Origin of the sequence: Methylobacterium sp. ME121 (assembly GCF_000974725.1) — a bacterium.
Taxonomy (GTDB): domain Bacteria; phylum Pseudomonadota; class Alphaproteobacteria; order Rhizobiales; family Beijerinckiaceae; genus Methylobacterium; species Methylobacterium radiotolerans.
This window is the reverse complement of sequence record NZ_BBUX01000003.1, coordinates 25,174-50,676: the sequence shown is the minus strand read 5'-3', so window position 1 is coordinate 50,676 and position 25,503 is coordinate 25,174. Positions and strand designations below refer to the sequence as shown.

Genomic DNA, 25,503 nt, shown 5'->3' with positions numbered 1-25,503 from the left:
GCCGCCATGGACCGGATCGCGATGCTCATCGACGACCTCGCGGCGGCCGAGTACCGGCCGAAGGCGGCGCTGCGGGAGGCCCTCAACCACCCGGCCGCCGTCGCGGAGGCGACCCTGCCGCTGCTGGAGGCGGCCGCCGACGGGCGCGAGCTGACGCCGGAGGAGACGAACCTCCTGTTCTGGGGCCTGCATGTCATGGCCCATGCCCGGGACACGCGCGCCCTGGCGCCGCTCCTCAGGCTGCTCCGGCACGACGAGGAGACCCTCGACGCCGTGCTGGGCGATGCCGTCACGGCGACCCTCGCCCGTGTCGTGGCGAGCCTGTTCGACGGCGATCCGCAGCCGCTGTTCCGGCTGATCCTGGACAGCACGGTCGACGATTACGCGCGCATGGCGCTGATGTGCGCCTGCACCTTCCTGACCCTGGAGGGGCGGATCGACCGGACGGCGATGCACGACCTGCTGGTCCGGTTCGACGACGCGCAGGCCGCCGTGGAGGACGGTCCCGCCTGGGTCGGCTGGGAAGAGACGATCGCGCATCTCGGCTTCCGGGACCTCGCGCCGCGCGCGGCCGCGGCCCGCGCCGACGGACGGCTCACCGACGAGGTCAGCGACGCCGCGTGGTTCAAGGAGGCCCTGCGCAAGGCGGAGACCAAGCCGGACGACCGCGACCGGCTCGGCCCCTACCAGTACGGCTACCTCGACGATCCGGTCGAAGCGCTCGACTGGGCCGAGGAGGGTGCGGGCGAGCCGCAGCGCAACCCGTTCAAGGATGTCGGCCGCAACGACCCCTGCCCGTGCGGCTCGGGGAAGAAGTTCAAGAAGTGCTGCCTCGGCAAGGCGGAGGCGGAGGGACCGTGGATGCCGCCGGAGCCGCTAGGCGGCTGAGGCGCCGCTGCCGCTGAGCGGGTTCTCGGGATCCCAGCCGTAGGTCAGGGTCTCGAACCGCATCGCGCGGGCGTCGACCATGAGGAGGCGCCCGACCAGCGGCTCGCCGAAGCCCGCCACGGCGCGGATCACCTCCATGGCCATCAGCGAGCCCATGACGCCGGCGAGCGCGCCGAGCACGCCGGCCTCCGCGCAGGCCGGCACGCTGCCGGGCGGAGGCGGGTTCGGGAAGAGGCAGCGGTAGGTCGGGTTCGGAGTTCCGTCGGCCCCGGTCTCGTGCGCGCGGATCGTGGTCAGCGTGCCGTCGAAGCGGCCCAGCGCCGCCGTCACCAGCGGGCGCCGCGCCCGGAAGCAGGCGTCCGACACCGCGTAGCGCGTGGCGAAGTTGTCGGATCCGTCGGCCACGAGGTCGTAGCCGGCGATGAGGTCGACGGCGTTGCCCGCGTCGATCCGGAACGGGTGCCGGACGACCGTCACGTGCGGGTTGAGGCGCGCCACCGCGTCGGCCGCGCTCTCGACCTTCGGCCGGCCGAGATCCGGCGTCCCGTGGATCACCTGCCGCTGCAGATTCGACAGGGAGACCGTGTCGTCGTCGACGAGGCCGATCGTGCCGATCCCCGCGGCGGCGAGGTACTGGATCAGCGGCGCGCCGAGCCCGCCCGCCCCGACGACGAGGATCCGGGCGGCCTTGATCCGGGCCTGACCGGGACCGCCGACCTCGGCCAGGACGAGGTGGCGGGCGTAGCGTTCGATCTCGTCGGGGGCGAGGGCCATAACCTGCCCATAATCCGCGTCGGCGCCGATCGGAAGCGCTGAAAAGACAACGCCGCCCCTGTGAGGAGGCGGCGCAAGTCTCGCGTCCCTGGATCCGGGCCGCTCAGCGCGGCGCGAGGATCATGATCATCTGCCGGCCTTCGAGCATCGGCTCGCTCTCGACCTTGGCGATCTCGGCGGTCTCGCTCTTCACGCGCTCCAGGAGGCGCAGACCGATATCCTGGTGAGCCATCTCACGACCGCGGAAGCGCAGGGTCACCTTGACCTTGTCGCCCTCCTCGAAGAAGCGGTGAACCGACTTCATCTTGGTGTCGTAGTCGTGCTTGTCGATGCCGGGACGGAGCTTGATCTCCTTCACCTCGACGGTCTTCTGCCGCTTGCGGGCCTCGTTCTGCTTCTTCTGCTCGTTGAAGCGGAAGCGCCCGTAATCGAGCAGCTTGCAGACGGGCGGCACGGAATTCGGCGCGATCTCCACGAGATCGAGACCGACTTCCTCGGCCAGGTTCAGGGCGTCGAAGAAGGGGACGACGCCGCGGTTCTGCCCGGTATCGTCGATCAGCTGCACTTCCCGCACACCGCGAATGTCGCGGTTCGCGCGCGGCCCGTCCTTCTGCGGGGCCGGCATGGCTCTCATCGGTCTACGAATGGCTTAGGTCTCCTGCTGCAACGGCGAAACGGCGGATCCCCAGGAGGATCTCCTGACCGCCTGCCGTCCCGGTTTCATCCGGACATACAACGTTGGTGGAACAGCGCCCAGAGTCAACCGCCCAGCCGCGCGGCGGCGCAAATATTCGGCCGCCGCGTCGCGATTCGAGGCCGGGACCGGTGCCGCCGTCAGGCTGACCGACCGAGCAGCCCGGCATAGACCGCCAGCGTGTCGCCCACCATCCGCTCGAGGGAGAAGTGCGCCTCGACATGCGCGCGGCTCCGCCGCCCGAGGGCGTCGCGGGCGCTCGCGCCGAGGGAGAGCGCCTCGGTGAGGGCGGCGGCGAGCGCGGCCGCGTCGCCGGGCGGCACGCGCCATCCGGTGCGCTGGCCCGCGGGGGTCTCGGGCGGTGCCAGCACCGTTTCCGGCACGGCGCCGAGGTCCGAGACGACCACCGGGGCGCCGAGCGCCTGCGCCTCCACGGCCGAGCGCCCGAAGGCCTCGGGCTCCACGGACGGCACCGCCACCACCGAGGCCGCGCGGAAGGCCGCCGGCATGTCGGTGCAGTGCCCGACCCGGCGGACGATGCCCCCGAGGCCGCGCGCGGCGATCAGCGCGTCGAGCTCGCGCTCGTAGGCGGCGCGGCCCTGCGGATCCCCCGCCAGCACCACGGCCAGGTCGGGAACGCCGCGGTCGCGCATCTGCGCGGCGGCCTCGATCAGCACGCGATGGCCCTTCCAGGCCGTGAGGCGGGCGGCCAGCAGGATCACGCGCTCGTGGGGCGCGACGCCCCAGCTCCGGCGCAGCGCCTCCACCCGGGCGGCGCCGACCGCCACCGGGTTGAACACCGCGAGGTCCGTGCCCCGGTGGATGACCCGCACGCGGTCGCCGGCCTGCTCGGCATGCAGCCGGTGGATCAGGTCCGCGGTGTAGTGCGAGTTCGCGATGACCACGTCGCCGCGGGCCATCACCGAGTTGTAGAGCACCTTCACGCCGGTCCGGCCGGAATAGCTGCCGTGATAGGTGGTCACGAATGGCAGCCCGAGCCGGCGCGCCGCCCCGAGCGCGACCCAGGCGGGCGCGCGGGAGCGAGCGTGGATGATCTGCACCTCCTCACGGCGGCAGAGCGCCATCAGCCGCAGGACGTTCACCGCCATCGAGGCCGGATTCTTCGATGCGGCCGGGAATCGCAGCCAGTGCCCACCCTTGGCCTGCAACTCGCCGACGAGACGTCCGCCCTCCGTCGCCACCAGGGCGCGAGCGCCCACGGCGGCGAGGCCGCCCGCGACATCGACCGCGGTGCGCTCCGCGCCCCCCGCGTCGAGTTCGGGGATGATCTGCAGGATGCGTGCCCCCGCCAGCGCTCCGACTTCCGCCGGGAAGCCCGACAGGGCGTGGGTTCCGTCGCCCGTTCGCGGGCCCTCGGCGAGGACGCGAAGGCCCCCGACCGGTATCTGCCAAATGCTCGCTGCCATTGATCCAGCATCGCCGCCGGGCTTTACGGTCCGGTAAACGAGAGTTGAAGCCGAACCGTTCAGGACCGGACTTCTTCCACGTTCAGACAGGGATATCGGAGAGATCGATGACGGATACCGCCCCCGAGTTCCTCACCGTCGGCACGGGCGACGCGGCCCGCCGCATCGCCGTGCGGGTGCGCGCGGGCGGCGGGCCGCCCGTGGTCTGGCTCGGCGGGTTTCGCTCCGACATGACCGCCACTAAGGCGACGGCCCTGGATGCCTGGGCGGCGCGGACGGGCCGGACGCTCATCCGGTTCGACTACGCCGCGCACGGCGCCTCGGGTGGGACCTTCACGGACTGCACCATCTCGTCCTGGCTCGAGGACGCGCAGGCCGTCCTCGCGGCCTACGTGACGGAGGCACCGGTCCTCGTCGGCTCGTCGATGGGCGGCTGGATCGCCTGCCTGGCGGCCCGCGACCGTGTTGCCCGCGGGCAGGCGACGGCGGGGCTGGTGCTGATCGCGCCGGCCCTGGACTTCACGGAGGAGCTGATCTGGAACCGTCTCAGCGCGGCGGCCCGCGCGATGCTGATCCGGGACGGCGTCCTCAGGAAGCCCAGCGACTACGCGCCGGAGCCGGACCCGATCACGCGGGACCTCATCGACGACGGCCGCCGTCACTGCATGCTGGGCGGCCCGGTGGACCCAGCCTGCCCGGTGCATATCCTCCAGGGCATGCGGGACACCGACGTCCCCTACACCCACGCCTTGAAGACAGTCGACCGCCTGCCGGCCGAGGGGACGGTGCTGACGCTGATCGCCGACGGCGACCACCGCCTGTCGCGGCCGCGGGATATCGCGCGGCTCGTGGCGGCGGTGGCCGAGATCGCCTGACCGGGCCCCGGGTCGGGCCGGTCAGTGCAGGCTGACGGGCTGCAGGTCGTGTGCCGCGGCGTTGGCCAGGACGACATCCCGCGAATCGGCGAGCATGATCGGGGCGCCGCTCGCCGAGAGCAGGGCGAACAGGTCGAGGCCGGGCGTCAGCTCGGGAGCCTGCGGGAAGAAGCGGCGGACCTCGTCGGACCGGATCGGCCGGACGTAGGCGATGTGCCCCTCGCCCAGCGCCGCGAGATCGGCGGGCTGGAACTCCGCCGGGTCGAGATCGGCGGGGGTCAGGGGAGACGGGTTCAGAACGGTCATCAAGCCCTCCTGGGGTGGCAGAGCGTCCACCGCCGATCCTGAAGGCACCGGCGGCTCGACCCTGATGTGGGGATCCGCGCCGGCCAATCAATCGGTCGGCCTCAGCCGCGGGCCCCGATATCGATCTTGCGCACGATGCGGTCCGGCTCCGGCCGGACCAGGTCGATCGACAGGAGGCCGTTGGCGAGGTCGGCGCCGAGGACCTCCATGCCGTCCGCGAGCAGGAAGGCCCGCTGGAACTGGCGCGCCGCGATGCCGCGGTGGAGGAAGTGCCGCTCGCGCTCGTCCACCTGCCGGCCGCGCACAACGAGCTGGCTCTCCTCCAGCATCACGTCCAGCTGATCGCGGGTGAAGCCGGCCACCGCCAGGGTGATCCGGAGGCGCTCGGGCTCGCTCTCGGTGCGGGGCAGACGCTCGATGTTGTAGGGCGGGTAGCCGTCGTTGGCGGCCTTGGAGACCCGGTCGAGGGCCTGCTCGATCTCGTCGAAGCCGAGCAGGAACGGGTGCCCGAAGGGCGAGGATCGGGTCATCGCGGCCATCATCCAGAAAGCGAAGCCTCCGACCCCGGGATCTGCCGCAATCCCGGGATGCCTGAGCACCTCGTCGACAGGAGCCCGCTCGAGGCAGCGCTCCGCCGGACGCGACGACGCCGGCAACACGGAGATATGGCCAAGGCCTTCCGGGCCATCAAGGGAGGAGGCCGGTTTCGCCGGACGCTCGTGCGGCGCGCATATCCGGGATGTTTCGGCAAAAATTTGCGGGATCGATAGGCAAAGGTCCGAACAGCCACGCTTTCTCCTAACAGTTTGGAACTGCTCTGATTTTCTCTTCGGGCCTTGATCCGGACAGCGGGCCTGGATACTGCCGCGACAGGCGACGATCCGGCTTCCGAGATTGATCGCCGCGATCTTTTTACGCGACGCGAGGCACCGGAGCCGTGAGCACGCCCATGACCCCGTCGGACCATGCGGCGATGCGGCGCGTCGCCGACGTGTGCGGCGACGAGGCCGATATCCTGGCCCTGTCGGTGGCCCGTTTCGTGGCGGCCGGCTACATGACCAGCGACGTCGCCTGCTGGAATGCGGCCTTCGACGGTGCCGAGCAGCTGCTCGGCCCGACGGAGGGCTGCCGCTTCGTCGCCTGCGTGGTCGCGATCATCCGGGCGCTGCGCGCGGAGCGCGACGGCGACTGGTCATTCATGCCGGCGAGCTGCTGCCGCGTGACCGGCCACGAATGCGCGCTGGTGAAGCTGATCAACCGGGGCCGCCAGCGACTCTGGGCGGATCTCGAGGCGGCCGCGGCCGAGATCACCGGCCAGGACGCGGCGCCGCGCCTCGTGGCGGCGGTCCGCGCCGCGGTCGGGCCGCTGGACGCGGCGGCCGAGCGCCTCGCCCCGGCCACCTGCCCCGCCGGAACGGTGCTGCACTGATCCCGCTCCCCGCCAACCCGGTCTGCGCGGCGAAAGCCGGCGGCCGGCGCAAACTCGAAGAGGATTTGGTCACGGTGCTTGCCCTGCGCGCTCCCCTGTACCGCCGTCGGATCGGGCGCATCGCCCTCGACACGGCGGCCTGCTTCGCGCTCTCGGCGCTCTTCGTCGTGTCGGCCCTGGCGCAGGACGCGTCCGAGAAGGCGCCGATCAAGCTGCAGCTCAACAAGGTCGAGACCGCGGGCGAGGCCTGCCGGATCACCATGGTGATCGACAACAAGGGGTCCGGCCTCAAGTCCTACAAGGTGGATCTCTTCGCGTTCGACCCCGAGGGCGTCGCGCAGAAGCGGGTGGCCGTCGAGCTCGGTCCGCTGCCGCCGAAGAAGACCACCGTGAAGATCTTCGATTTCCCCGGCATCGCCTGCAACAAGGTCGGTCGCGTCCTCCTGAACGACGTTCTGACCTGCGACGGCGGCGACGCCGGCCGCGAGGCCTGCCTCGAGCGGACCGAGACCGACAGCAAGGCCGGCCTCCCGTTCGACCGCTGATGCAGGTGGTGTGACGGTCGACGAGACCAAACCGCCCGGCGGCGAGGGCCGCCGGGCGGCCTGCGGCTTTCGCCGCACCCCGAGACGATGGCGGCGCAAGGCCGCGTGAGACCAGGACGCCAGGAGCCCGCGATGGACCCGACACAAGCCCCGATCGAGGCGGCCCACGACTTCTCGTTCCTCGGCCTGTTCCTGCAGGCCGACCCGATCGTGAAGGGCGTGATGATCCTGCTGGTGATCGCCTCGATCGCCTGCTGGACGGTGGTGTTCGAGAAGGTGATCCGGCTCGCCGCCGCGCGGCGCCAGGCCAAGGCCTTCGCGAACTTGGTCCGCTCCGGCGGCAGCCTCGACGGCGAGCATCGCGGCATCGCCGGCCACGTGGTGAAGGCGGCGATCGACGCGTGGCGCGATCAGGATTCCTCCGAGACCCGGGCCGAGCGCCGCGACCGCATCGAGCGGGCGATGAAGGGCGCCCTCACCATCGAGGTGAAGCGCCTGCGCACCGGCCTGTCGCTGCTGGCGACCTCGGGCTCCACGGCCCCGTTCGTCGGGCTGTTCGGCACCGTCTGGGGCATCATGAACTCGTTCTCGTCCATCGCCCGCAGCCAGGACACCTCGCTCGCCGTGGTGGCGCCGGGCATCGCGGAAGCCCTGTTCGCGACCGCGATCGGTCTCGTCGTCGCGATCCCGGCGGTGATGGCCTACAACAAGCTCGCGAGCGACGTGAGCGGCATCCAGAGCACCTTCTCGTCCTACATCTCGGTCCTGGGCAACCGCCTCGCGCGCGACCGCGCCGGCGCCCACCGCGCGGCCGCCGAGTAGAGCGACCGGCGCCCGCCCCCAGAGAGCCGAACGTAAAGGTACCGGAGACGCCCCATGGCGATGGGATCCATTCGCGCGAACGACGACGACGACCTCGACGACGTGCCGATGTCCGACATCAACGTCACCCCGATGGTCGACGTGATGCTCGTGCTGCTGATCATCTTCATGGTCGCCGCGCCGCTGATGACCACCGGCGTTCCGGTCCAGCTGCCGAAGACCGCGGCCCCCAAGGTCGCGCAGTCGAAGAAGCCCGCCGAGGTGACGGTCGACAAGGACGGCAACCCGTCCATCGCCAAGGAGGTGTTCACGATGGAGAGCATCGTGCCGCGCCTGCGCGAGATGGCGGCCGCCGACAAGGACCAGGTGATCCTCGTGCGCGGCGACCGCGACGTGCCCTACGGCAAGGTCATGGAGGTCATGGGCCTCGTCGGGCAGGCCGGCTTCACCAAGGTGTCGCTGATCGCGCAGTCGCCCGGCGGCGCCGCTCCGGCCTCGCCCGCCGCCGCCCCCGCAGGGACCGCGCGCTGACCCGATGAGCACCTACACGTCGACGGATATGCCGGCCGGTCTCGGCGAGCGCCGCCCGTCCGGGCTGCTCGCCGCCTTCCTGGTTGCCCTGGGCCTGCACGCCTGCGTGCTCGCCGCGGTGATGTTCCTGCGGCTCTCCCCGCCCGCACCGCCCGGCGAGCAGCAGATCACCGTCGACCTCGCGCCGCTCATGACCGACGCGGCCACCGAGGCGCCCGCGGAGCAGCAGATGAGCCAGGAGGCCCCTCCGGAGACGAAGCCGGTGGACGCGCCGCCGGACGAGGCCGTCCAGCCGCCGCCGCCGACCGAGATGACCGAGGTGAAGCCGGAGGACACCCAGGCGGTCGAGATGCCGCAGGAGGCTCAGCCCGTCGAGGCGCAGAGCCAGGTCATCACCTCCGCGTCCGAGGCCGCCGAGCCGCTGGCACCGCCGCCCACGGAGGTCGCGAAGTCCGTGGAGCCGCCGAAGCCGACGCCCGATCCGGCCAAGCTGAAGGCGGAACGGGAAGCCAAGCTGCGCAAGATCCGGGAGGAGAAGCTCCGCGAGCAGAAGCGCGAGGAGGCCCGGCAGGAGCGCCTGGAGGAGATCCGCGAGGCGAAGGCCAAGGCCGCGCGCGAGGCCAAGGCCCGCGAGGCCAAGGCCCGGGCGGGCGCCGAGCGGAGTTCGGCGTCGGCCTCGCGCGAGAACGCGGCCGGCCGGGCCGCCGCGGGCAACGATCCGAGCGCCATGCGGCAGTGGCAGGGCGCGATCAGCGCGACGATCCACAGCCGGATGAACGTGAACGCGGCCGTCGGCACCGGCGGCGGGACCGCGGTGGTGCGGTTCACCGTGATGCGCTCGGGTCAGGTGACGGGAGCGGGCGTGGCCCGCTCCAGCGGGATCGGCCAGATCGACAGCGCCGCCCTCGCGGCGGTGCGCGGCTCCATGCCGGCCGCACCCGCGGGCGTGACGCAGTCGAGCCTCTCGATCTCCATTCCGCTCAACTTCCGCGTGCGTTGATCGGGCGACGATCGGGCCCGATTCCACTCGGCTGAACATGGGCGCGGTCCGGATCGTCCAGCGGACGCGTACGAATAGTGTGCGCCGTCCGTCCCGGCCGGCGATCCGGATTCGCCATCGGCCGCGCGGGCATGCTAAAGCCTTCGTGAACCTGCCCTCCCCGCGCGCCTGACGGCGATGCGGGAGGGCGCCGATCCGGCCTTGCCCTCCGCCCCTCGAACAGGCCGGACCCGCTCAGACCCCGTCCCGCGCAGGCTGCGCCGGGTCGGATCCGTCGAGCCGGGGTGAAAGGGACAGGATGAGCGACGACACTGAGTACGACCTCGACGAGGTGAATGCCACCCGCGACGCGGAGGCGGAAGCCAAGACCCGCGCCGAGAACCGCGCCGAGCGCGCGGAACGGGCGGAGCGCATGGCTCGCGAGGGCGCCCAGGCGATGGCGGAGCACCACGCGGCCATCAAGGCGATGGACGAGCGGACCGTGCGGCTGCGCTCGCTCCGGCTCGCCAAGGAGGCCGCGGACGCGCAGGCCAAGGCGGCCGAGAAGGAAGCCAAGGCGGCCGCCAAGGGCAGCGCGAAGAAGGCCGCGCCGAAGAAGACGACCGCGAAGGGCTAGAGGTCGATGGCCGAAGACCGCAATCGCCGCCGCTTCAGCGACCCGCGCGCGGCAGCCGAGGCGGCGTTCCGGGCCGCCACCAGTCCGAAGCCCGCCGCCCCGCCGCCGCAGGCGGCGCCACGGCCGGCTGCGATCCCGGGCTCGCGGGAAGTGGTGAGCCTGCGCCTCGACAGCGCCGTGCTCGCCCATTTCCAGAAGGACGGGCCGGGCTGGCAGGACCGCATCAACGAGGCGCTCAAGGCCCTCGTCCCGGCGGCCGAGGCCTGAAAGCCGTCGGGCCAGGAAGCCCTCGATCCCGGAACAGGCGCTCAGACCGGCTTCGGCCGCTCGCGAAGGATCCGGTTCACCGCCCGGTCGAGGGCTGACAGGAATGCCGACCGATCGGCGCGCGAGAAGGGCTTCGGCCCGCCCGTGATGGTGCCGGCCTCGCGCAACGATTGCATCAAGTCGCGGGTGGCGAGGGCGAGGCCGATCCCGGCCTCGCTGAACGGCTTGCCGGTGAACGCCAGGACCGTGGCCCCGGCCTTCACGCAGCGCGCGGCCAGCGGGACGTCGGCGGTGAGCACGATGCTCCCGGGCCCGGCCCGCGCGGCGATCCAGTCGTCGGCGGCATCGAGTTCCGGGCCGACGACCACCCGCTCGATCCAGGGCTCGCGCGGAAGGTTCAGCACGCTGTTGGCGACGACGTGGACGGTCAGGCCGTAGCGTTCGGCGACCCGGTAGGTCTCGTCCTTGACCGGGCAGGCGTCGGCGTCGAGGTAGATCGGCGGGCGCGGCGCGACACTCATGGGCGGGGTACAAGCTTCGAGGTGAAGCCTGCCAGGATGAGGAGCACGCCCAGGGCGAACTGCCCGTGCTCGATATCGCCGCCCACCGACAGCACGATGGCGCGGCCGAAGACGACGAGTCCGATCAGCGGCAGCCCGAAGCGCAGCGCCATCTTCACGGCGATCAGGGCGTTCGCCCGCGCGGTGCTCGACCCGGACATCAGCGGGCGACCGCGGCGCGCCGGGGCGACAGGTCCGCCACCGGCGCGGTCTCGGCGGGCCCGCGCTCCAGCGTCGCGACGGACAGCGGCGCACCGCGGCCGCGGAGCGCGTGGGCGCCGAGGGACCGCGCCCGCACCCCGGCCGGCAGGCGCGGCAGGCGGTTGAGGAGATCCTGCGAGATCAGGATGCCGACGCCGAGGGGGCGGCACAGGGCCTCGATCCGCGACGTCACGTTCACGGCGTCGCCGAAATACGCGATCTTGTGGCGGTCGACCCCGACTTCGGCCGTGACCACCGAGCCGCCGTGCAGGGCCGCCCGCAGCCGCGGCACCGTGCCGAACCGGGCTTGCCAGGCCGCGGCGTCCGCCTCGATCCGATCGAGCACCTCGAACACGCAGGTCACGCAGCGCGCGTCCTTCAGGCCGCGGGCCATCGGCCACGTCACCATGGCGAGATCGCCGACGTAGTCGTCCACCGAGCCGCCGTTGCGCCGCACCGGCTCGGCGAGCGTCGCGAACACCGCGCTGAGATATTCCTGCGCGCGGAGGTCGCCGTGAGTCTCCGCGAAGGCCGTGGAGCCGACGACGTCGAGGAACAGGAAGACCCGCTCCTCCGCCACCGGCTTGTGGTAGCGGCCGATCATGAAGTTCACGAACACCTCGCCGCCGATCAGGTCGCGCATCCGGATGACGAAGACCAGCAGGCCCGACACCGCCAGGGCGTAGGCCAGGACCCGCGCCGTCATGCGGGTCGCGGTCGTGAGGTCGTCCGGTGTCAGGGCGAACGCCCAGACGACCAGGCCGCCCAGCGCGTTGCCCGCCATGATCATCAGCACGTAGGCGAGTTCCGCGGCCAGCACGTAGAGCCAGGCCGGCAGCCGGCGGATCCGCGCCTGCAGCCCGGCCAGGATCAGCCCGCGGTCGAAGGCCAGCACCGTGGCGCCCATGCAGAGGCCGTAGGTAAATCCGGCGAGCGGCGAGGCTCCGGCCGCGAAGATGATGTTGTAGAGCAACCCCGCGCCGGCCGCCGCCAGCAGGATCAGACCCCAGAATATCCGGTGGGCCGGCAGCATCGACGCATCTCCAGCAGGGCCAGCCGACGGACCGTGCGCGGGTCCGGGTGTCGCGTGGCCCTGCGCGGCGGCGCTGCGCGGGGCAGCGCAGGCTCGGCAAGCCCACGCCGCCGGACTCCGGGTATGGGCCCAAAGTTTAGCGCCGCGGGAGGCCGCATGCCATTGCTCAACGCCCCAAGATGGCGCGAGTAAGGCGTGCCGGGTTGTTGCGCGGCCGAGCCGTGATACGCCGGCGGCCCGGGACACGACCGGACCGCCGCCTGCAACCCCTGTGACAGCGAAAAGGGAGCGCTGCCATGTACGCCAGGAGCTTCGGCGCGACGCGCGTCTCTGTGCCGGTCATCGGCCAGGGCACGTGGCACATCGACAGTTCGGACCGGACGGACGCGGTCCGGGCGCTGCGGGCCGGGATCGACGCCGGCATGACCCATATCGACACCGCGGAGATGTACGGCGACGCGGAGGCGATCGTCGCCGCCGCCGTCGCGGATTGCCGCGAGGAGGTGTTCCTCGTCTCGAAGGTGGTGCCGGGCAACGCGACGCGCCGGGGCGTCGCCCGGGCCTGCGAGGCCTCGCTCCGCCGCCTGCGGACGGATCGGCTGGACTGCTACCTGCTGCACTGGCCGGGCCAGCACCCGCTGGCGGAGACGATCGCGGGCTTCGAGGACCTGCGCCGGGCGGGCAAGATCCTGTCCTGGGGCGTCAGCAACTTCGACGTCGAGGATCTCGACCGCGCCCTCGCCATCGCGGGGCCGGACCGGATCGCGTGCAATCAGGTCCTCTACCACCTGAACGAGCGGGCCATCGAGCACGCCGTGCTGCCCTGGTGCGAGAAGCACGGCGTCGCGATGGTGGGCTACTCGCCCTTCGGCAGCGGCGACTTCCCCGATCCGGCCAGCGCAGGCGGCCGCGTGCTGGCGGGCATCGCGCAGAACCACGGCACGACGCCCTACGCGGTGGCCCTCGCCTACCTGACCCGGCTGCCGGGCACGTTCACGATCCCCAAGACCGGTCGCCCGGACCGGGCCGTCGCGAATGCCGGCGCGGCGGACCTGCACCTCGGCGCGGCCGAGATCGCCCTGATCGACGCGCATTTCCCGCGCGGACCGCGCCCCCGGATGCTGCCGATGCTCTGAGAGCGGGCCGGCTCAGGCCCGCAGCGCCAGGGTCACGGGATCGGCCGGCGCGGCGGCCCGGACGCGGTTGCGGCCGGCCTTCTTGGCCGCGTAGAGGGCCGCGTCCGCCGCCGGGAACAGGCCCTCGGGCGGATCGCCGCCGCCGGGATCTGCGCTGGCGACGCCGATGCTCACCGTGGCGCTGCCCCCGACCTCCGGGGCGTGGGGGATGCGGAGGTTCACCACGGCGCGGCGGATGCGCTCCGCCGCGACGCTGGCGGCCGTCGCGTCGAGGCCCGGCAGCAGGGCGACGAACTCCTCGCCGCCGATCCGGAAGCTGAGCCCGGCGGTATCGAGGGTCCGCTGCAGGCAGTCCGCCACCGCCCTCAGCACCTCGTCGCCGCGCTGGTGGCCGAAGCGGTCGTTGAACTGCTTGAAGTGGTCGGCATCGACGATCATCAGCGCCAGGGGTGTCCGGAGCTGGACGGCACGCTTCCACTCCACGGCGAAGTGCTCGTCGTAGCTGCGCCGGTTCGGCAGGCCGGTCAGGCCGTCGGTCCGCGCGAGCACGGCGAGCGCGGCGTTCGCCTCGCGGGTGGAGGCCTCGGCGGCCACATGGCGCCCCACCTCCCGGTGCAGCAGGACCGTCAGGCCGAAGGACAGGCCGCAGAGGCACAGGATCAGGACGCCGACGATCGCGGCCTTGTAGATCCAGACGCCGCGGATGCTGTCGACATCCGTCGCCACGGTCACGATCAGCGGCAGGTCGCCGAGGTCGGCGAAGCTGTAGACCCGCTCGACGCCGTCCAGGAACGAGCGCCCCTGGAACTCGCCGCGCGGCGTGGCCCGGTACATCTTGTAGCCCGTGCTCGCGCTGATGCTCAGGCCGAGCGCCTGCGGGAGGGCCGGCGCCCGGATCAGGAGCGTTCCGTCCCGGTGGAAGACGTTCAGGGCGATGCCGTCGTCGAAGTGCAGACGCTCGAACAAGGCCTGGAAATGCGCGAGCTTGATCGATCCCGAGACGATCCCGGCGAACGAACCGTCCGGCGTCCGGATCCGGCGGGTCATGCGGATGATCGGCTCCCCAGTCAGCCGCGACACGGTCGGGCCGGACAGGATCAGGCCGCCATCGGGGTTCGACCGGTGGAACTCGAATTCCGGCAGCGCGCGCAGGTTGGGCCGGGCGTGAACGGACGGATCACTGGTCAGACGGACATCGCCGGCCGCGTCCGTGACGGCGATCGGACCGAGCCCGGACCCCGCCACCGCCGTGTCGAACAGCGCCAAGCGCCGGATCTCCGGCTCCAGGGCCCCGATGTCGGTGCGGCTCGCGAGGCGCGCGGAGTTCTGCAGGGAGAGATCGTAGACCCGCAGGCTGTGGCCGACGCCCTCCTCGATGACCGCCAGCAGGTTCGACGCGTTGCGGCGCGCGTTGTGCCAGGCGACGTCGCGCAGATCGAGGCAGAGATAGACGCCGAGCAGGGCCAGGCAGACCAGCAGGCACGTGCCGCCCACCGCGATCAGGCGCGAGGCGCGATCGTCGAGATGGGCTCGGATCGCTGTGGCGGTCGCGCGCAGGAGCATGGACTCGTTCGGGCTGCCGCCGGCCGCGCCATTGCGGTTCACGGACTTACTGTTGACCCGATCTTACGTCCGCGAAGATTGAAAAAGCGGTTATTAGCAGCATTAAGAAGCGCCAAATCGCTGCCTATACAAATAGAGGCCCGTACCCCTGTCAGTGCCGGCGCGGCGCGCGCGCCGCGGTTCGGAACTCCGCCGTCGTCGGGTCGATACAGGACGGCGCGCGTCGCGGGCGGCCACCCGCCCGCGACGCGCGCCCTTGCGCGATCCTGGCCAGGCGCGGCGCGTCAGTCCCCGATGCCGAACAGCTTCTCGATGAAGTTGCGGTCATCCTTCTGGGCGCGCCGTGCCGGCGCGGCCTGGCGCGGCGCCGGCGCCTCCGGCTCGCCGAGGATCTGACCGAGGAGCCCGCCCGGGCCGGCCGGGGCGGCGCTCGCCACCGAGGCGGTCGTCTCCGGCTGCCGGCGCCAGCGATTCAGGCCCGGGAGCGGGACCGGCGTCTGCCCCTTCAGCGCCTGGGTCATGTAGGTCTTCCAGATCTCCGCCGGCAGGTTGCCGCCGGTGACCTTCTTGGTGAGCTCGCCGTCGTCGTTGCCGAGCCAGACCCCGGTCACGAGGCTGCCCGAGAAGCCCAAGAACCACGCGTCGCGGTAATCCTGCGTGGTGCCGCTCTTCCCCGCGAGGTCCCAGCCGGGGATGTCGGCCTTCTTGCCGGTGCCGCTCACGAAGGTCTCGTGCATCATGGCGTTCATCATGCCGTCGGCGTTGGCGTCGATGACCCGGCCCAGACCGTTGTCGGAGCGCTTGTAGAGCACCTTCCCGTCCTGGCTCTTCACGGCGGTGACGACGTACGGGATCACGCCGATGCCGCCGTTGGCGAAGGCCCCGTAGGCGCCGACCATCTCCAGGAGCGTGACCTCGGACGTACCGAGGGCGATGGACCCGTTGGCCTGGAGCGGCGAGGTGATGCCGAGGCGCTGGGCGGTCTGGACCACGGTCTTCGGACCGACCTCCTGGCCGAGGCGCACCGCGACCGTGTTGAGCGACTGGGCGAGCGCCGTCCGCAGCGTGACGGGGCCCTCATAGCGGTGGGAGTAGTTCTCCGGCGCCCAGTTGCCGATCCGGATCGGCGCGTCCTCCCGGACCGTGTCGGGCGTGGCGCCGTGCTCCACGGCCGCGAGGTAGACGAACGGCTTGAACGAGGAGCCGGGCTGACGCTTGGCGGTCGTGGCCCGGTTGAACTGGCTCTGCGCGTAGTCGCGGCCGCCGATCAGGGCGCGGATGGCGCCGTCGGGCCGCATCGAGACCAGGGCGCCCTGGCTGACGTTGTAGCGCGTCCCCTTCGCGTTGAGCTCGTCGGTCAGCGCCTTCTCGGCCGCCGCCTGGAGGCTGGGATCGACGGTGGTCTGGACCGTGATGTCGGTGTCGAACTTGCCGACGTAATCGTCGAGCACGTCCATCACGAGGTCGGCGACGTAGTTGGCCGACCCGCCGCCGCGGGCGTTGGCGGGCTTCGCCGGCTGGGCGAGCGCAACCTTGACGTCCTGCGCCGACGCGAAGCCCAGCTCCTGCATGGCGGCGAGGACCTGGGCGGCGCGGGCCTGGGCGGCCGGCAGGTTGCGGTTCGGGGCGAGGCGCGAGGGCGCCTGCACGAGCCCGCCGAGCATCGCGGCCTGCGCGAGGCTCACCTCCTTGGCGGGCTTGCCGAAATAGCGCTGCGCCGCCGCCTCGACGCCGTAGGCGCCGGCGCCGAAATAGACGCGGTTCAGGTAGAGTTCGAGGATCTCGTCCTTGGTGTACTTGTGCTCGAGCCAGAGCGCGAGGATCGCCTCCTGGATCTTGCGCGAGGCCGAGCGCTCCGGGGTCAGGAACAGGTTCTTGGCGAGCTGCTGGGTCAGGGTCGAGCCGCCCTGCGCCACGCCGCGACGGGTCAGGTTCTGGCCGATGGCCCGGACGATGCCGACGGGATCCACGCCGAAATGCTGGTAGAAGCGCCGATCCTCGATCGCCACGAAGGCGCGCGGCAGGTAGGGCGGCAGCTCCTTGATCGACACCACACGGCCGCCGGTCTCGCCGCGATTGGCGAGCAGCGAGCCGTCGCTCGCCAGGATGGCGATGTTGGGCGGCCGCTTCGGCACCGCGAGCTGGTCGATCGGCGGCAGTTGCGACGCGTGGTAGGCGATGAGGCCGGCGAGCCCGATCACCCCCCAGAGGCCGAGGACGACGGTGCCGTAGACGATGCGGCCGAGCCAGGAACGCCGACGTCGTCCGCGACCCGAGGCCTTCGCCCGCCCCGTGGTCCGCGCCGGCGCCTTGTTCGGCTGCCGCGCTCCGCCGCCCGATCGCTTCGCCACGCCGTCTCCTGCTCCCGGCCGGTCTTCCCGAGTCAGGCGCAGGTCGAGTTCGCCGCGATCCCGCGCGCGCCCCTCGGGCACGTCGAAGTTCGGCTCAATCCTGCCCCGACCCTTGGCCATGCATCCCGTCTTCGAATGTTCCGCCACGACGCGCGTCTGTCCGGCGCACCGCAGGACGGTCTCCGCACGCCAAATGCGGCGGTTTCGCGCCCCGTCCGGAAACGACACGGAGGCCGGCGCCGCCGGCCGTCCTTGTCGAAACCGTTTGTGACCGCTTCGCGGTACGGTGCGGAAAAAGGCTGGCCATTCCGTTAAGGACCGCGCCGGACCGGCCGGATCGAAGCCGGACGCCGCGCCGCGGCGCGGGGCGCAGCTAGTGCGCGGCGCCCTGAAGCTCGCCCGTGCTCGCCAGGATCGTCTCCTGCAGCGCGGTCGCCGCCGCGTGCTGGCGCCCCGGGCCCAATACGACGAACTCGACCGCGCCGAGCGGAGGCAGGCCGACCGCCTCGGGGATCGCCGCGAGACCTGGCGGCATGACCTTGGCCGAGTGCGGCGCGATGCCCAGGCCGGCCTCGACGGCGGCCCGCAAGCCCATCAGGCTGCCGCTCGTGCATACCACCCGCCAGGACCGGCCCACCGTCTCGAGGGCGTCGAGCGCCAGCGTGCGGGTCATCGAGGGCGGCGGGTAGAGCACCAGGGGCAAGGGCTTGGCCGGATCCGGGACGAAGCCGGGCCGGCCCGCCCAGATCAGGTCCTCGGTCCAGGCCAAGGTTCCGCGCGGATCGCCGCGCCGGCGCTTGCAGAAGATCACGTCGAGCTCGCCCGCGTCGTAGCCCTGGTAGAGGGTGCGGCTCAGCCCGACCGTGATCTGGAGATCGACCGCGTCGTGCCGACCGGCGAAGCGGGCCAGCACCTGCGCCAGGGTCGACAGGGTGTAGTCCTCGGAGACGCCGAGACGGATGCGGCCGCGCAGGCCGCCCGGCGAGAAGAAGGCGCGCAGCCGGTCCTGCGCGTCCACCACCTCGCGGGCGAAGCCGATCATGGCCTGGCCGTCCGGCGTCGGAGCGACCCGGTGCGTGTCCCGCGTCAGGAGCGGCCGACCGAGAGCCTGCTCCAGCCGCGCGATGTGCCCGCTCACGGTGGATTGCCGGAGGCCGAGCGCCTGGGCCGCGGCCGTGAAGCTGCTGCTCTCGACGACCGCCAGGAACGAGCGCAGCAGCTCGATGTTCAGGTTGCCTATCATGGTTCACGATAACCGATATCGGTAACGCCGCGGGCCCGCGCGGCGTTAGGATTCGAGATGGACCCGCCCCCGGGCCGCGCCGCGGAGCCTCGTTCGATGTCCGCACCCGTGATCGTGACCACACTCTTCGTCGGCGGCCTCGTGGCGATTCCGACACTCGGACGGTGGGCCGTACAGGTCACGGAGGTGCTCGCCTCCCTGCTGGCGACCGCCACCGTGCTGGTCGTGATCCTCTACCTCTGCGACCGCTGGCCGGACTACTTCGCCAACCCGCGGATGCCGGTCGGCACGATGGCGGCACCCTTCGCCGACTGACACGATGACCCGTCCCGCGCGGTCGCAGAATCCGGGGAGCGGCCCCTCCGCGGGCGCCGCCCTGGCGTTCGTCGCAGGCTTCGTCGACGCGGCCGCCTTCATCGCCCTGACCGGCCTGTTCACCGCCCACGTCACCGGTAACTTCGTCCTGATCGGCGCCGAGCTCGTCGCGAGCTCGAGCGGCGTGGTGGCCAAGCTCCTGGCGCTGCCCGTCTTCGTCGGGGCGGTGGCGGGAGCCCGGGTTCTGGCCCTGGTGCTGGAGCGGCGGGGAGTCGATCCCCTGCCCTGGCTTCTCGCCGTCGAGGTGGCCCTGCTCGCGGGGTTCGGCCTGTGCGGCACCGTCTGGTCACCCCTCGGCGCGGCGGACGGCGCCGCCTCCATCACCGTCGGCATGCTCGCGGTCGCGGCCATGGGCCTGCAGAACGCCGTCGGACGCCTGTCACTCGGCCATCTCGCGCCCACGACGGTCATGACCGTCAGCGTCAGCCAGGCCGTCATCGACGCGACGGACCTCGCCCTGGGCAGCGGCGAACAGCGCGAGCAGACCCGGAAGCGGTTCCTGCGCGTGCTCCCGGCGATCGCGGCCTTCGCCGCGGGCGCGCTCTGCGGAGCCTACGGGATCGCGCATCTCGCCTTCGGCAGCATCGTCCTGCCACTCGGCGTTCTCGTAGTCCTGATCGTCGCGTCCGCGGCGCCCGCCGACGCGGGCGCCGTCCCGTGAGGAGCCGCCCCGCGCGGCGGTTAGGCGGCGACCGGCGTCACGGCTCGGCCGAGGGCTCGGCGGCCGGCTTGCCGAGCACCCGGCGGGCCTCGGCGAGCAACACGGGGTGGCGGGCAGCCTGCGGACCGGCATCCGGCGTCTCGCGGCCGAGCCGCGCGATGCGCGCCCGGAACAGGCGCCGGCGCAGGCCGAACCGTCGGACGCTCATCAGCAGCGCCTGAAGCACGAGGCGGACGGCCTCCGTCCGCTCGCGCTCCTCCACGATCGCCGCCGCGAGAGCGGCCTCGCGGCTGAGCGCGGCCTGGAGCTCGTCCCGGACGGCGGCGCGGGCCGCCTCGTCCCTGCGCGCCGCGTCGAGCTGGATCCGGCATTCCTGCAACGCGCTGAGCAGCAGAAGCTCCTGCGCGGACGCATCCCTCATCAAGGCCTCCCGGGGCGCCCTCTCCCGTCCGAGACGGGGCGTTCCGCCCGATCACCGACGCGCCGGCCGCGGACCGGCCCGCGCGCGTCCTCGTGCGACGCCATAGCGAGCGCGGCCGCTGGCCGGAAGCCGCCGACCGGATTATTCGGCACGCGGACCGCGAACCACGGGGGGAATCGGGGACGTGCAGATTCGGATCGCTCTGGCCTTCGGGGCCATCACCCTGGGAGGCGGCGCGCTCGCGCCCGCCCCGGCCCAAGCCTATCAGCTCGACACGGTGAACCTGGTCGGTTGTGCGCAGGAGGGCGGCGTCTGCCGGATGCCCTACCCCACCAATGTCTATTACGGCGTGCCCGGCCGGACGAACGGCCGGCCCTTCCCGCAGGGCGGCGTCGTGCCCTGCAACACCCAGACCTTCGGCGATCCGGCACCGGGCCAGGCGAAGAGCTGCTGGTACGCCCCGCGCATCAACGCGGGCGGCGGTGGCGGCTACGGCGGCGGCGGTAGTGGCTACGGCGGCGGCGGAGGCTACGGCGGCGGGGGCTACGGCGGCGGCTACCGCAACGACGGGTACGATGACCGACGCGACGCCTACCGCGACCGCCGCGACTACGACCGCCCGCCGGTGCGCCGCCCCTACGACGACGATTACGGTCCGGGCCCGCGCCGCTACCGGGGTGATCCGGACGAGTATTGATCTCGGTCGAGCAGGGCAGACGCGGGAACGTATTTGCCCTGTTAACCGCCATCCGGCATCGTCCGGCTCCGCGGAGCTCTCTCCGCGGAGCCGCGGGACCGGACGGAGGAGCTGATGACGGAGAATCGCCGCGGCGCTTTCCGGAAGAACGCTTTCACCTTCGGCGCGGTGCTGCTCGACGGCGGCGAGGTGAGCTGCCTGGTCTGGGACGCCACGGACGTGGGCGCGCAGATCGAGGTCGAGGACGATCAGGCCGTGCCGGACCGCTTCCCACTGCGGGTCAGCGCCGGCGCCGAACCGCGCCCGGCCACCGTGGCGTGGCGACGCAGCCGGCGGATCGGCATCGCCTTCGACGGCTGAGCCCCTCTCAGGTCGCCTGCAGGGCCGGGCGCGGGCGGCGCCCGGACGCCACCAGCCGGAACCGGCGCGGCCGCACGAACAGCAGGTCGAGCGCCGTCCCGCGGACCAGCCGCTCCAGCGCCAGCGGCAGAACGACCGCCATCGTCATGACCGCGAGGCTCGCGAGGCCGATATCGGCGATCGCGCCGGTGCGCACGAGGACCTCCCGGGTCGCGGCCATGGGCAGCGAGAAGGCGAGGTAGATCACGATCGAGCGCTGGCCGCAGGTCCGGACAGCCTCCGCGACCGGGCCGCCGGCGCGGCCGATCAGGGAGGCCGCCACCACGATCGCGAGGGCACCGGCGGCGCCGAGGGCGAGGCTCACCAGCGGCAGGCTGGCGAGGGTCGGATGGTCCGGCAGGCCCGACGGGGTCAGCGCGAGCCAGCCCTCGAGGAATGCCCAGGCGGCGAGTCCGCACAGGGCGAGCGGGACGCGGCGGCGCGCCGCGTCGGCGAGCGCGAAGATCCGGCCGGCGAACAGGTAACCCGCGATGAAGAAGACGTAACGGGCGCAGAATTCCTCGATCAGGGTCGACTCGCTGCGGATGTCGGCGATCTGCAGCAGGGCGGCGCCGGCGAGGAGCACGCCGCCGGGCACGCGACGCAGGGCCTTGGTGACCACCGAGAACACCGCCAGCAGGTAGATGAACCAGAGGCTGGAATAGGGCTCGATCAGCGCGTGGGCGAGGTGCGCCGCGAAGGCCGCGGGCCCGGCATCCCCGACGATCTTGCCGTATCTGGCACCCGACTGGATCACCAGCCAGAGCAGGTAGAAATAGGCGAAGTGGACGACCCGGCGGTCGGAGAACAGCCGCCAGTCGCGGTCGATCACCCGTCCGACGAACAGGCCGGAGAGCAGGAAGAAGTCCGGGATCCGGAACGGCTTCGCGAAGGCGACGACCGGGTGGAGGAAGCCCTCGCCGCCCATGGCCTCGCCGGTGCCGACGACCGAATGCATCATGACGACCAGGAGGATGCAGATCCCCTTGGCGATATCGACCCAGGCGAGCCGATCTCCCGTATCACCGACCCCGACCATCGACCCACCCCTCGCGATCGGGGCGATCCTGGACCGGTTCGGGTTGACGGCAAGGAACGGGGCGGCGGCCACCTGCGGATGTGACGAACGCGCGGTAAACGCCGGCCGGTCAGTTGCTGCGCCGCGCCGACCGCCGCGCACGGGTCATGCGCGTCGCCGCGTGGAAATCGTCGGGCTTGCCGCGGACCCAGACGAGGAAGCGCGCGATCTCCGGATCGGCGCGCAGCGCCTCGACGTCCGCGAGGCGCTTGGCGATCTCCGCCTCGCTGTAGCGGGCGTGGATCGCCGAGTGGCAGATCTGGTGCAGCCGGACCGTTCCGCGATGGGTCCCGCCCTTGAGCTTCGGCGTGAGGTGATGGAGGCTGGAGCGGGCGCGGCGCGGGATCGGGCGCTCGCAGAGGGGACAGACCGGGTCCGGCGGGCCCGGAACGCCCGGCGCGTCCGGATCCTCGGCGCTCCAGCGCTGCGAGCGCCGTCCGACCACGCGAGCCTCCCTCTCCTACCCCTGCTGGTCCGCCGGCTGCGGGCAGGCCGGACCGACGCGCGACCCGAACAGCGCCTCGGCCTCGCGATCCCGGATCCCGAGGATGGAGACGTGGTCCCCCGGGATCACGTCGATTTGGGCCCGGGGGCCGGCCGCCTCGGCGAGGTTCCGCGCCAGCTTGGCCGGCACGACCGTGTCGTCGCGGCCCTGCACGATCAACACGGGCGCCGTCCCACCGCGGATGCGCAGGTCCGAGCGGTACGTGTCGCGCAGGAGCCAGATCGGGGCTAGCGGGACATGCAGCCGCACGGTGTGGGTCATCGAGTCGAAGGGCGCCTCCAGGTACAGCCCGATCGCCGGCACCCGCTCGGCGACGGCCACGGCCACGGCGGCCCCGAGGGAATGGCCGTGGAGCAGGATCGGCGCGCCGGGCGCCCGCGCCCGCGCGGCCTCGACGGCCGCCAGCCCGTCGCGGATCAGCCCGTCCTCGCTCGGACTCCCGGTCGAGCCGGGATAGCCGCGATAGGCCACGGAGAGCACACCCCAGCCGCCCGCCCGCCAGGGCCCCGCGGCGAATCGCGCCGCGTGCGGCTCGGGGCGCGACCCGTTGCCGTGGAAGCTGACGACGACGCCGCAGCCCGGCCGCGGCGGCCGCCACAGACCGTGCAGGCTCTCGCCGTCGGGGGTCGCGACCGTAATCGTCGCGAGGCCGGGCGGGATCGTCCACGGGTTCTGCGGACCGAAGGCGCCCGGGTAGAGGAACCGCCGCTGCCCGAGCGCGAGCGCGGCGCAGGCCAGGCCGCAGAGCAGGAGCGCTGCGAGCAGGAGGCCGGCGAGGAGGCGCATGCGGTCTGGGAGAGCGAGGGCGTTCGGACGAACGGTTTCCGGGATGTGTTTTCTAGGGCGACGGGTCAGCATTGACAAAGCCGTCCGCGAGCCCGAATCTGGAACCGTTCCGAGGGGGGCCCTGCAGAGGGCTGAGATTGGGCACGCTGCCCTGACCCTTGAACCTGATCCGGCTCATACCGGCGGAGGGACGGGAACCTGCGGTCGCCTTTCGCGCGACCTCATCTCATCTCGGCCATCGCGTGGACCGGACCGCTCCAGCACGAGGAGAGGCCCACGATGAACGCACCCGTTCTCCCGAAGGACGTGAAAGGCAGCCCCGAGACCGTGACCACGGGTCCGGTGACCGGATCGCGCAAGGCCTACGCGAGCCCGGCCGGGCGGCCGGACATCCGCGTACCCTACCGCGAGATCGTCCTCTCCGATCCGAAGGAGGAACCGGTGCGGGTCTACGACCCGTCGGGCCCCTACACGGAGACCGATGCCCGCATCGACCTCAACGCCGGCCTCCCCGGCGTGCGCGAGCCCTGGATCGCGGCGCGCGGCTACGCGTCCGTCGCCCCGCGCGCGGTGAAGCCCGAGGATAACGGTTTCGCGGGCGACAAGCTCGTGGCCCCCTGCCCGGCCGAGCGGACCGTCCGCAAGGCGGCCCCGGGCCAGATAGTGACCCAGTACGAGTTCGCCCGCGCGGGAATCATCACCGAGGAGATGATCTACGTCGCCCATCGCGAGAACGTCTGCCGCGAGGCGATGCTCGCGGGCGCCGAGGCCGCGCTCGCCGACGGCCAGAGCTTCGGGGCCTCGGTCCCTCCCTTCATCACCCCGGAATTCGTGCGCGACGAGATCGCCCGCGGCCGGGCGATCATCCCGGCCAACATCAACCACACCGAGCTGGAGCCGATGGCGATCGGCCGGAACTTCCTGGTCAAGATCAACGCCAATATCGGCAACTCGGCCGTGACCTCCTCGGCGGCCGACGAGGTCGAGAAGCTCGTCTGGTCGATCCGCTGGGGCGCCGACACGGTCATGGACCTGTCCACCGGCCGCAACATCCACAATATCCGCTCGTGGATCATCCGCAACAGCCCGGTTCCGATCGGCACGGTGCCGATCTACCAGGCGCTGGAGAAGGTCGGCGGCGACCCGCTGAAGCTCGACTGGGAGGTCTTCAAGGACACGCTGATCGAGCAGGCCGAGCAGGGCATCGACTACTTCACCATCCATGCCGGCGTGCGGCTCGCCCACGTGCCGCTGACCGCCCGGCGCGTCACCGGCATCGTCTCGCGCGGCGGCTCGATCATGGCCCGCTGGTGCCTCGCCGGGCACCGGGAATCGTTCCTCTACGAGCGGTTCGACGAGATCTGCGACATCATGCGGGCCTACGACGTCTCGTTCTCGCTGGGCGACGGCCTGCGCCCGGGCTCGATCGCCGACGCCAACGACGCCGCCCAGTTCGGCGAGCTGGAGACGCTGGGCGAGCTGACCAAGGTCGCCTGGGACAAGGGCTGTCAGGTGATGATCGAGGGCCCCGGCCACGTGCCGATGCACAAGATCAAGGTCAACATGGAGAAGCAGCTGAAGGAGTGCGGCGAGGCGCCGTTCTACACCCTCGGCCCGCTGACCACCGACATCGCCCCCGGCTACGACCACATCACCTCGGGCATCGGCGCCGCGATGATCGGCTGGTTCGGCACCGCGATGCTCTGCTACGTCACGCCGAAGGAGCATCTCGGCCTGCCCGACCGGGACGACGTGAAGACCGGCGTGATCACCTACAAGATCGCCGCCCACGCCGCCGACCTCGCCAAGGGGCATCCCGCCGCGCAGCTCCGGGACGACGCGCTCAGCCGCGCCCGGTTCGACTTCCGCTGGGAGGACCAGTTCAACCTGGGCCTCGACCCGGATACGGCGCGGCGCTTCCACGACGAGACCCTGCCGAAGGATGCCCACAAGGTCGCGCATTTCTGCTCGATGTGCGGGCCGAAATTCTGCTCGATGAAGATCACGCAGGACCTGCGCGCCGAGGTGCTGGCGATGGAGGAGGCCGGCGAGGTCGTGGGCGCGGCGCCCGCGATGTCGAAGGCCGAGGCCGAAGCCGGCATGCGGGCGAAGTCGCAGGAGTTCCTGGCCGAGGGCGGCAAGCTCTACGTCGACGCCGCCGAGTGAGGTGACGGCACGCCCGGTCCGCTCAGGACCCGGGCGTGCCGCCGTACGGGACCTCGATACCGAGCATGTCGCCCGGGCGGGTGCATCCAGCCTCAGGCGGCTCCCCTCGGGCGGCCCGGAGGCGGTCGACGCGGCCTCGCAAAGCATCCGCGTA

At 72.0% G+C, this 25,503-nt stretch carries 30 protein-coding genes and 1 riboswitch; of the genes, 15 read left to right on the top strand and 15 right to left on the bottom strand.

Annotated features, from left to right (window positions below; genetic code table 11):
* The first annotated feature begins 6 nt into the window (after positions 1-6).
* A complete protein-coding gene (locus ME121_RS03975) occupies positions 7-888 on the top strand; it encodes a DUF1186 domain-containing protein (RefSeq protein ID WP_059408388.1) in 882 nt (293 codons plus the stop codon).
* Here ME121_RS03975 and ME121_RS03970 read toward each other — a convergent pair.
* The 3 genes from ME121_RS03970 to ME121_RS03960 all read right to left on the bottom strand — a co-directional run bounded on the left by ME121_RS03970 (position 877) and on the right by ME121_RS03960 (position 3,783).
* Positions 877-1,662: a HesA/MoeB/ThiF family protein gene (locus ME121_RS03970; protein ID WP_029357741.1), complete on the bottom strand. Its 786-nt coding sequence runs from the start codon at positions 1,660-1,662 to the stop codon at positions 877-879. The genes ME121_RS03975 and ME121_RS03970 overlap by 12 nt on opposite strands.
* 103 nt (positions 1,663-1,765) lie before the next feature.
* On the bottom strand, positions 1,766-2,287 hold the full coding sequence (gene infC / locus ME121_RS03965; protein ID WP_012320104.1) for a translation initiation factor IF-3: 522 nt from the start codon (positions 2,285-2,287) through the stop codon (positions 1,766-1,768).
* A 209-nt stretch (positions 2,288-2,496) separates the two neighbouring features.
* The gene (locus tag ME121_RS03960) at positions 2,497-3,783 is read right to left on the bottom strand and encodes a glycosyltransferase family 4 protein (RefSeq protein WP_245337770.1); all 1,287 of its coding nucleotides are present in this window, start codon (positions 3,781-3,783) and stop codon (positions 2,497-2,499) included.
* A gap of 107 nt (positions 3,784-3,890) precedes the next feature.
* On the opposite strand from ME121_RS03960, the gene ME121_RS03955 reads away from it, so the two are divergent.
* Positions 3,891-4,658, top strand: a complete 768-nt coding sequence (locus ME121_RS03955) for an alpha/beta hydrolase (protein ID WP_059408387.1) — start codon at positions 3,891-3,893, stop codon at positions 4,656-4,658.
* Between the two features lie 21 nt (positions 4,659-4,679).
* Here ME121_RS03955 and ME121_RS03950 read toward each other — a convergent pair whose 3' ends face one another.
* Both ME121_RS03950 and ME121_RS03945 read right to left on the bottom strand, forming a co-directional pair.
* On the bottom strand, positions 4,680-4,964 hold the full coding sequence (locus tag ME121_RS03950) for a BQ00720 family protein (protein WP_024829492.1): 285 nt from the start codon (positions 4,962-4,964) through the stop codon (positions 4,680-4,682).
* A gap of 101 nt (positions 4,965-5,065) precedes the next feature.
* Complete coding sequence (locus tag ME121_RS03945) at positions 5,066-5,494, bottom strand: Hsp20 family protein (protein WP_012320108.1); 429 nt, start codon at positions 5,492-5,494, stop codon at positions 5,066-5,068.
* Positions 5,495-5,913: 419 nt separating this feature from the next.
* On the opposite strand from ME121_RS03945, the gene ME121_RS03940 reads away from it, so the two are divergent.
* From ME121_RS03940 to ME121_RS03910, 7 genes are all read left to right on the top strand, one after another.
* Positions 5,914-6,393, top strand: a complete 480-nt coding sequence (locus ME121_RS03940; protein WP_012320109.1) for a hypothetical protein — start codon at positions 5,914-5,916, stop codon at positions 6,391-6,393.
* 74 nt (positions 6,394-6,467) lie between these two features.
* The gene (locus ME121_RS03935) at positions 6,468-6,938 is read left to right on the top strand and encodes a hypothetical protein (protein ID WP_029357739.1); all 471 of its coding nucleotides are present in this window, start codon (positions 6,468-6,470) and stop codon (positions 6,936-6,938) included.
* A 132-nt stretch (positions 6,939-7,070) separates the two neighbouring features.
* Entirely contained in the window at positions 7,071-7,760 is a 690-nt protein-coding gene (locus ME121_RS03930; protein WP_012320111.1) for a MotA/TolQ/ExbB proton channel family protein, read from the top strand.
* A gap of 54 nt (positions 7,761-7,814) precedes the next feature.
* Positions 7,815-8,291 (top strand): ExbD/TolR family protein, encoded by a 477-nt coding sequence (locus tag ME121_RS03925; RefSeq protein ID WP_012320112.1) that lies wholly within the window; start codon positions 7,815-7,817, stop codon positions 8,289-8,291.
* Positions 8,292-8,295: 4 nt separating this feature from the next.
* Complete coding sequence (locus ME121_RS03920; protein WP_012320113.1) at positions 8,296-9,291, top strand: energy transducer TonB family protein; 996 nt, start codon at positions 8,296-8,298, stop codon at positions 9,289-9,291.
* A 298-nt stretch (positions 9,292-9,589) separates the two neighbouring features.
* Positions 9,590-9,907, top strand: coding sequence for a hypothetical protein (locus ME121_RS03915; protein WP_012320114.1), 318 nt, complete (start codon positions 9,590-9,592; stop codon positions 9,905-9,907).
* A gap of 6 nt (positions 9,908-9,913) precedes the next feature.
* Positions 9,914-10,174, top strand: a complete 261-nt coding sequence (locus ME121_RS03910) for a BrnA antitoxin family protein (protein WP_012320115.1) — start codon at positions 9,914-9,916, stop codon at positions 10,172-10,174.
* Positions 10,175-10,215: 41 nt separating this feature from the next.
* Here the strand turns inward: ME121_RS03910 and ME121_RS03905 are convergent, their stop codons facing one another.
* From ME121_RS03905 to ME121_RS03895, 3 genes are read right to left on the bottom strand one after another with little or no spacing between them, the layout of a single operon-like run.
* Positions 10,216-10,695, bottom strand: coding sequence for a YaiI/YqxD family protein (locus tag ME121_RS03905; protein ID WP_012320116.1), 480 nt, complete (start codon positions 10,693-10,695; stop codon positions 10,216-10,218).
* On the bottom strand, positions 10,692-10,895 hold the full coding sequence (locus ME121_RS03900; RefSeq protein WP_012320117.1) for a hypothetical protein: 204 nt from the start codon (positions 10,893-10,895) through the stop codon (positions 10,692-10,694). The genes ME121_RS03905 and ME121_RS03900 overlap by 4 nt, the downstream gene beginning before the upstream one ends.
* Positions 10,895-11,968: an adenylate/guanylate cyclase domain-containing protein gene (locus tag ME121_RS03895; RefSeq protein ID WP_012320118.1), complete on the bottom strand. Its 1,074-nt coding sequence runs from the start codon at positions 11,966-11,968 to the stop codon at positions 10,895-10,897. Before ME121_RS03895 ends, ME121_RS03900 begins: the two co-directional genes overlap by 1 nt.
* A 296-nt stretch (positions 11,969-12,264) precedes the next feature.
* Here ME121_RS03895 and ME121_RS03890 point away from each other — a divergent pair, with 296 nt between their 5' ends.
* The gene (locus ME121_RS03890) at positions 12,265-13,104 is read left to right on the top strand and encodes an aldo/keto reductase (RefSeq protein WP_012320119.1); all 840 of its coding nucleotides are present in this window, start codon (positions 12,265-12,267) and stop codon (positions 13,102-13,104) included.
* A gap of 12 nt (positions 13,105-13,116) precedes the next feature.
* On the opposite strand, the gene ME121_RS03885 is transcribed toward ME121_RS03890, so the two are convergent.
* The 3 genes from ME121_RS03885 to ME121_RS03875 all read right to left on the bottom strand — a co-directional run bounded on the left by ME121_RS03885 (position 13,117) and on the right by ME121_RS03875 (position 18,261).
* Entirely contained in the window at positions 13,117-14,709 is a 1,593-nt protein-coding gene (locus ME121_RS03885; RefSeq protein WP_024829486.1) for a GGDEF domain-containing protein, read from the bottom strand.
* A 242-nt stretch (positions 14,710-14,951) separates the two neighbouring features.
* Entirely contained in the window at positions 14,952-17,138 is a 2,187-nt protein-coding gene (locus ME121_RS03880; RefSeq protein WP_059408386.1) for a transglycosylase domain-containing protein, read from the bottom strand.
* Positions 17,139-17,391: 253 nt separating this feature from the next.
* Positions 17,392-18,261, bottom strand: coding sequence for a LysR family transcriptional regulator (locus ME121_RS03875; RefSeq protein ID WP_029357735.1), 870 nt, complete (start codon positions 18,259-18,261; stop codon positions 17,392-17,394).
* 96 nt (positions 18,262-18,357) lie between these two features.
* On the opposite strand from ME121_RS03875, the gene ME121_RS03870 reads away from it, so the two are divergent.
* The gene (locus ME121_RS03870) at positions 18,358-18,576 is read left to right on the top strand and encodes a hypothetical protein (RefSeq protein ID WP_012320123.1); all 219 of its coding nucleotides are present in this window, start codon (positions 18,358-18,360) and stop codon (positions 18,574-18,576) included.
* A 4-nt stretch (positions 18,577-18,580) separates the two neighbouring features.
* On the top strand, positions 18,581-19,297 hold the full coding sequence (locus ME121_RS03865) for a YoaK family protein (RefSeq protein ID WP_012320124.1): 717 nt from the start codon (positions 18,581-18,583) through the stop codon (positions 19,295-19,297).
* Positions 19,298-19,334: 37 nt separating this feature from the next.
* Here ME121_RS03865 and ME121_RS03860 read toward each other — a convergent pair whose 3' ends face one another.
* Entirely contained in the window at positions 19,335-19,718 is a 384-nt protein-coding gene (locus tag ME121_RS03860) for a hypothetical protein (RefSeq protein ID WP_012320125.1), read from the bottom strand.
* Between the two features lie 184 nt (positions 19,719-19,902).
* On the opposite strand from ME121_RS03860, the gene ME121_RS03855 reads away from it, so the two are divergent.
* Complete coding sequence (locus tag ME121_RS03855; protein WP_029357733.1) at positions 19,903-20,415, top strand: hypothetical protein; 513 nt, start codon at positions 19,903-19,905, stop codon at positions 20,413-20,415.
* Between the two features lie 114 nt (positions 20,416-20,529).
* A complete protein-coding gene (locus ME121_RS03850) occupies positions 20,530-20,775 on the top strand; it encodes a hypothetical protein (protein ID WP_012320127.1) in 246 nt (81 codons plus the stop codon).
* A gap of 7 nt (positions 20,776-20,782) precedes the next feature.
* On the opposite strand, the gene ME121_RS03845 is transcribed toward ME121_RS03850, so the two are convergent.
* The 3 genes from ME121_RS03845 to ME121_RS03835 all read right to left on the bottom strand — a co-directional run bounded on the left by ME121_RS03845 (position 20,783) and on the right by ME121_RS03835 (position 23,183).
* Complete coding sequence (locus ME121_RS03845) at positions 20,783-21,853, bottom strand: acyltransferase family protein (RefSeq protein WP_059408385.1); 1,071 nt, start codon at positions 21,851-21,853, stop codon at positions 20,783-20,785.
* A 109-nt stretch (positions 21,854-21,962) separates the two neighbouring features.
* Positions 21,963-22,337 (bottom strand): HNH endonuclease family protein, encoded by a 375-nt coding sequence (locus ME121_RS03840; RefSeq protein WP_029357731.1) that lies wholly within the window; start codon positions 22,335-22,337, stop codon positions 21,963-21,965.
* Positions 22,338-22,352: 15 nt separating this feature from the next.
* Positions 22,353-23,183 carry an alpha/beta hydrolase gene (locus ME121_RS03835; RefSeq protein ID WP_029357730.1) on the bottom strand — a complete coding sequence of 277 codons (831 nt, stop codon included), beginning with the start codon at positions 23,181-23,183 and terminating at the stop codon, positions 22,353-22,355.
* A 102-nt stretch (positions 23,184-23,285) separates the two neighbouring features.
* A riboswitch (TPP riboswitch) is annotated at positions 23,286-23,391 on the top strand.
* A gap of 71 nt (positions 23,392-23,462) precedes the next feature.
* Here ME121_RS03835 and thiC point away from each other — a divergent pair.
* Positions 23,463-25,349 carry a phosphomethylpyrimidine synthase ThiC gene (gene thiC, locus ME121_RS03830; protein ID WP_029357729.1) on the top strand — a complete coding sequence of 629 codons (1,887 nt, stop codon included), beginning with the start codon at positions 23,463-23,465 and terminating at the stop codon, positions 25,347-25,349.
* Positions 25,350-25,503: the final 154 nt, after the last annotated feature.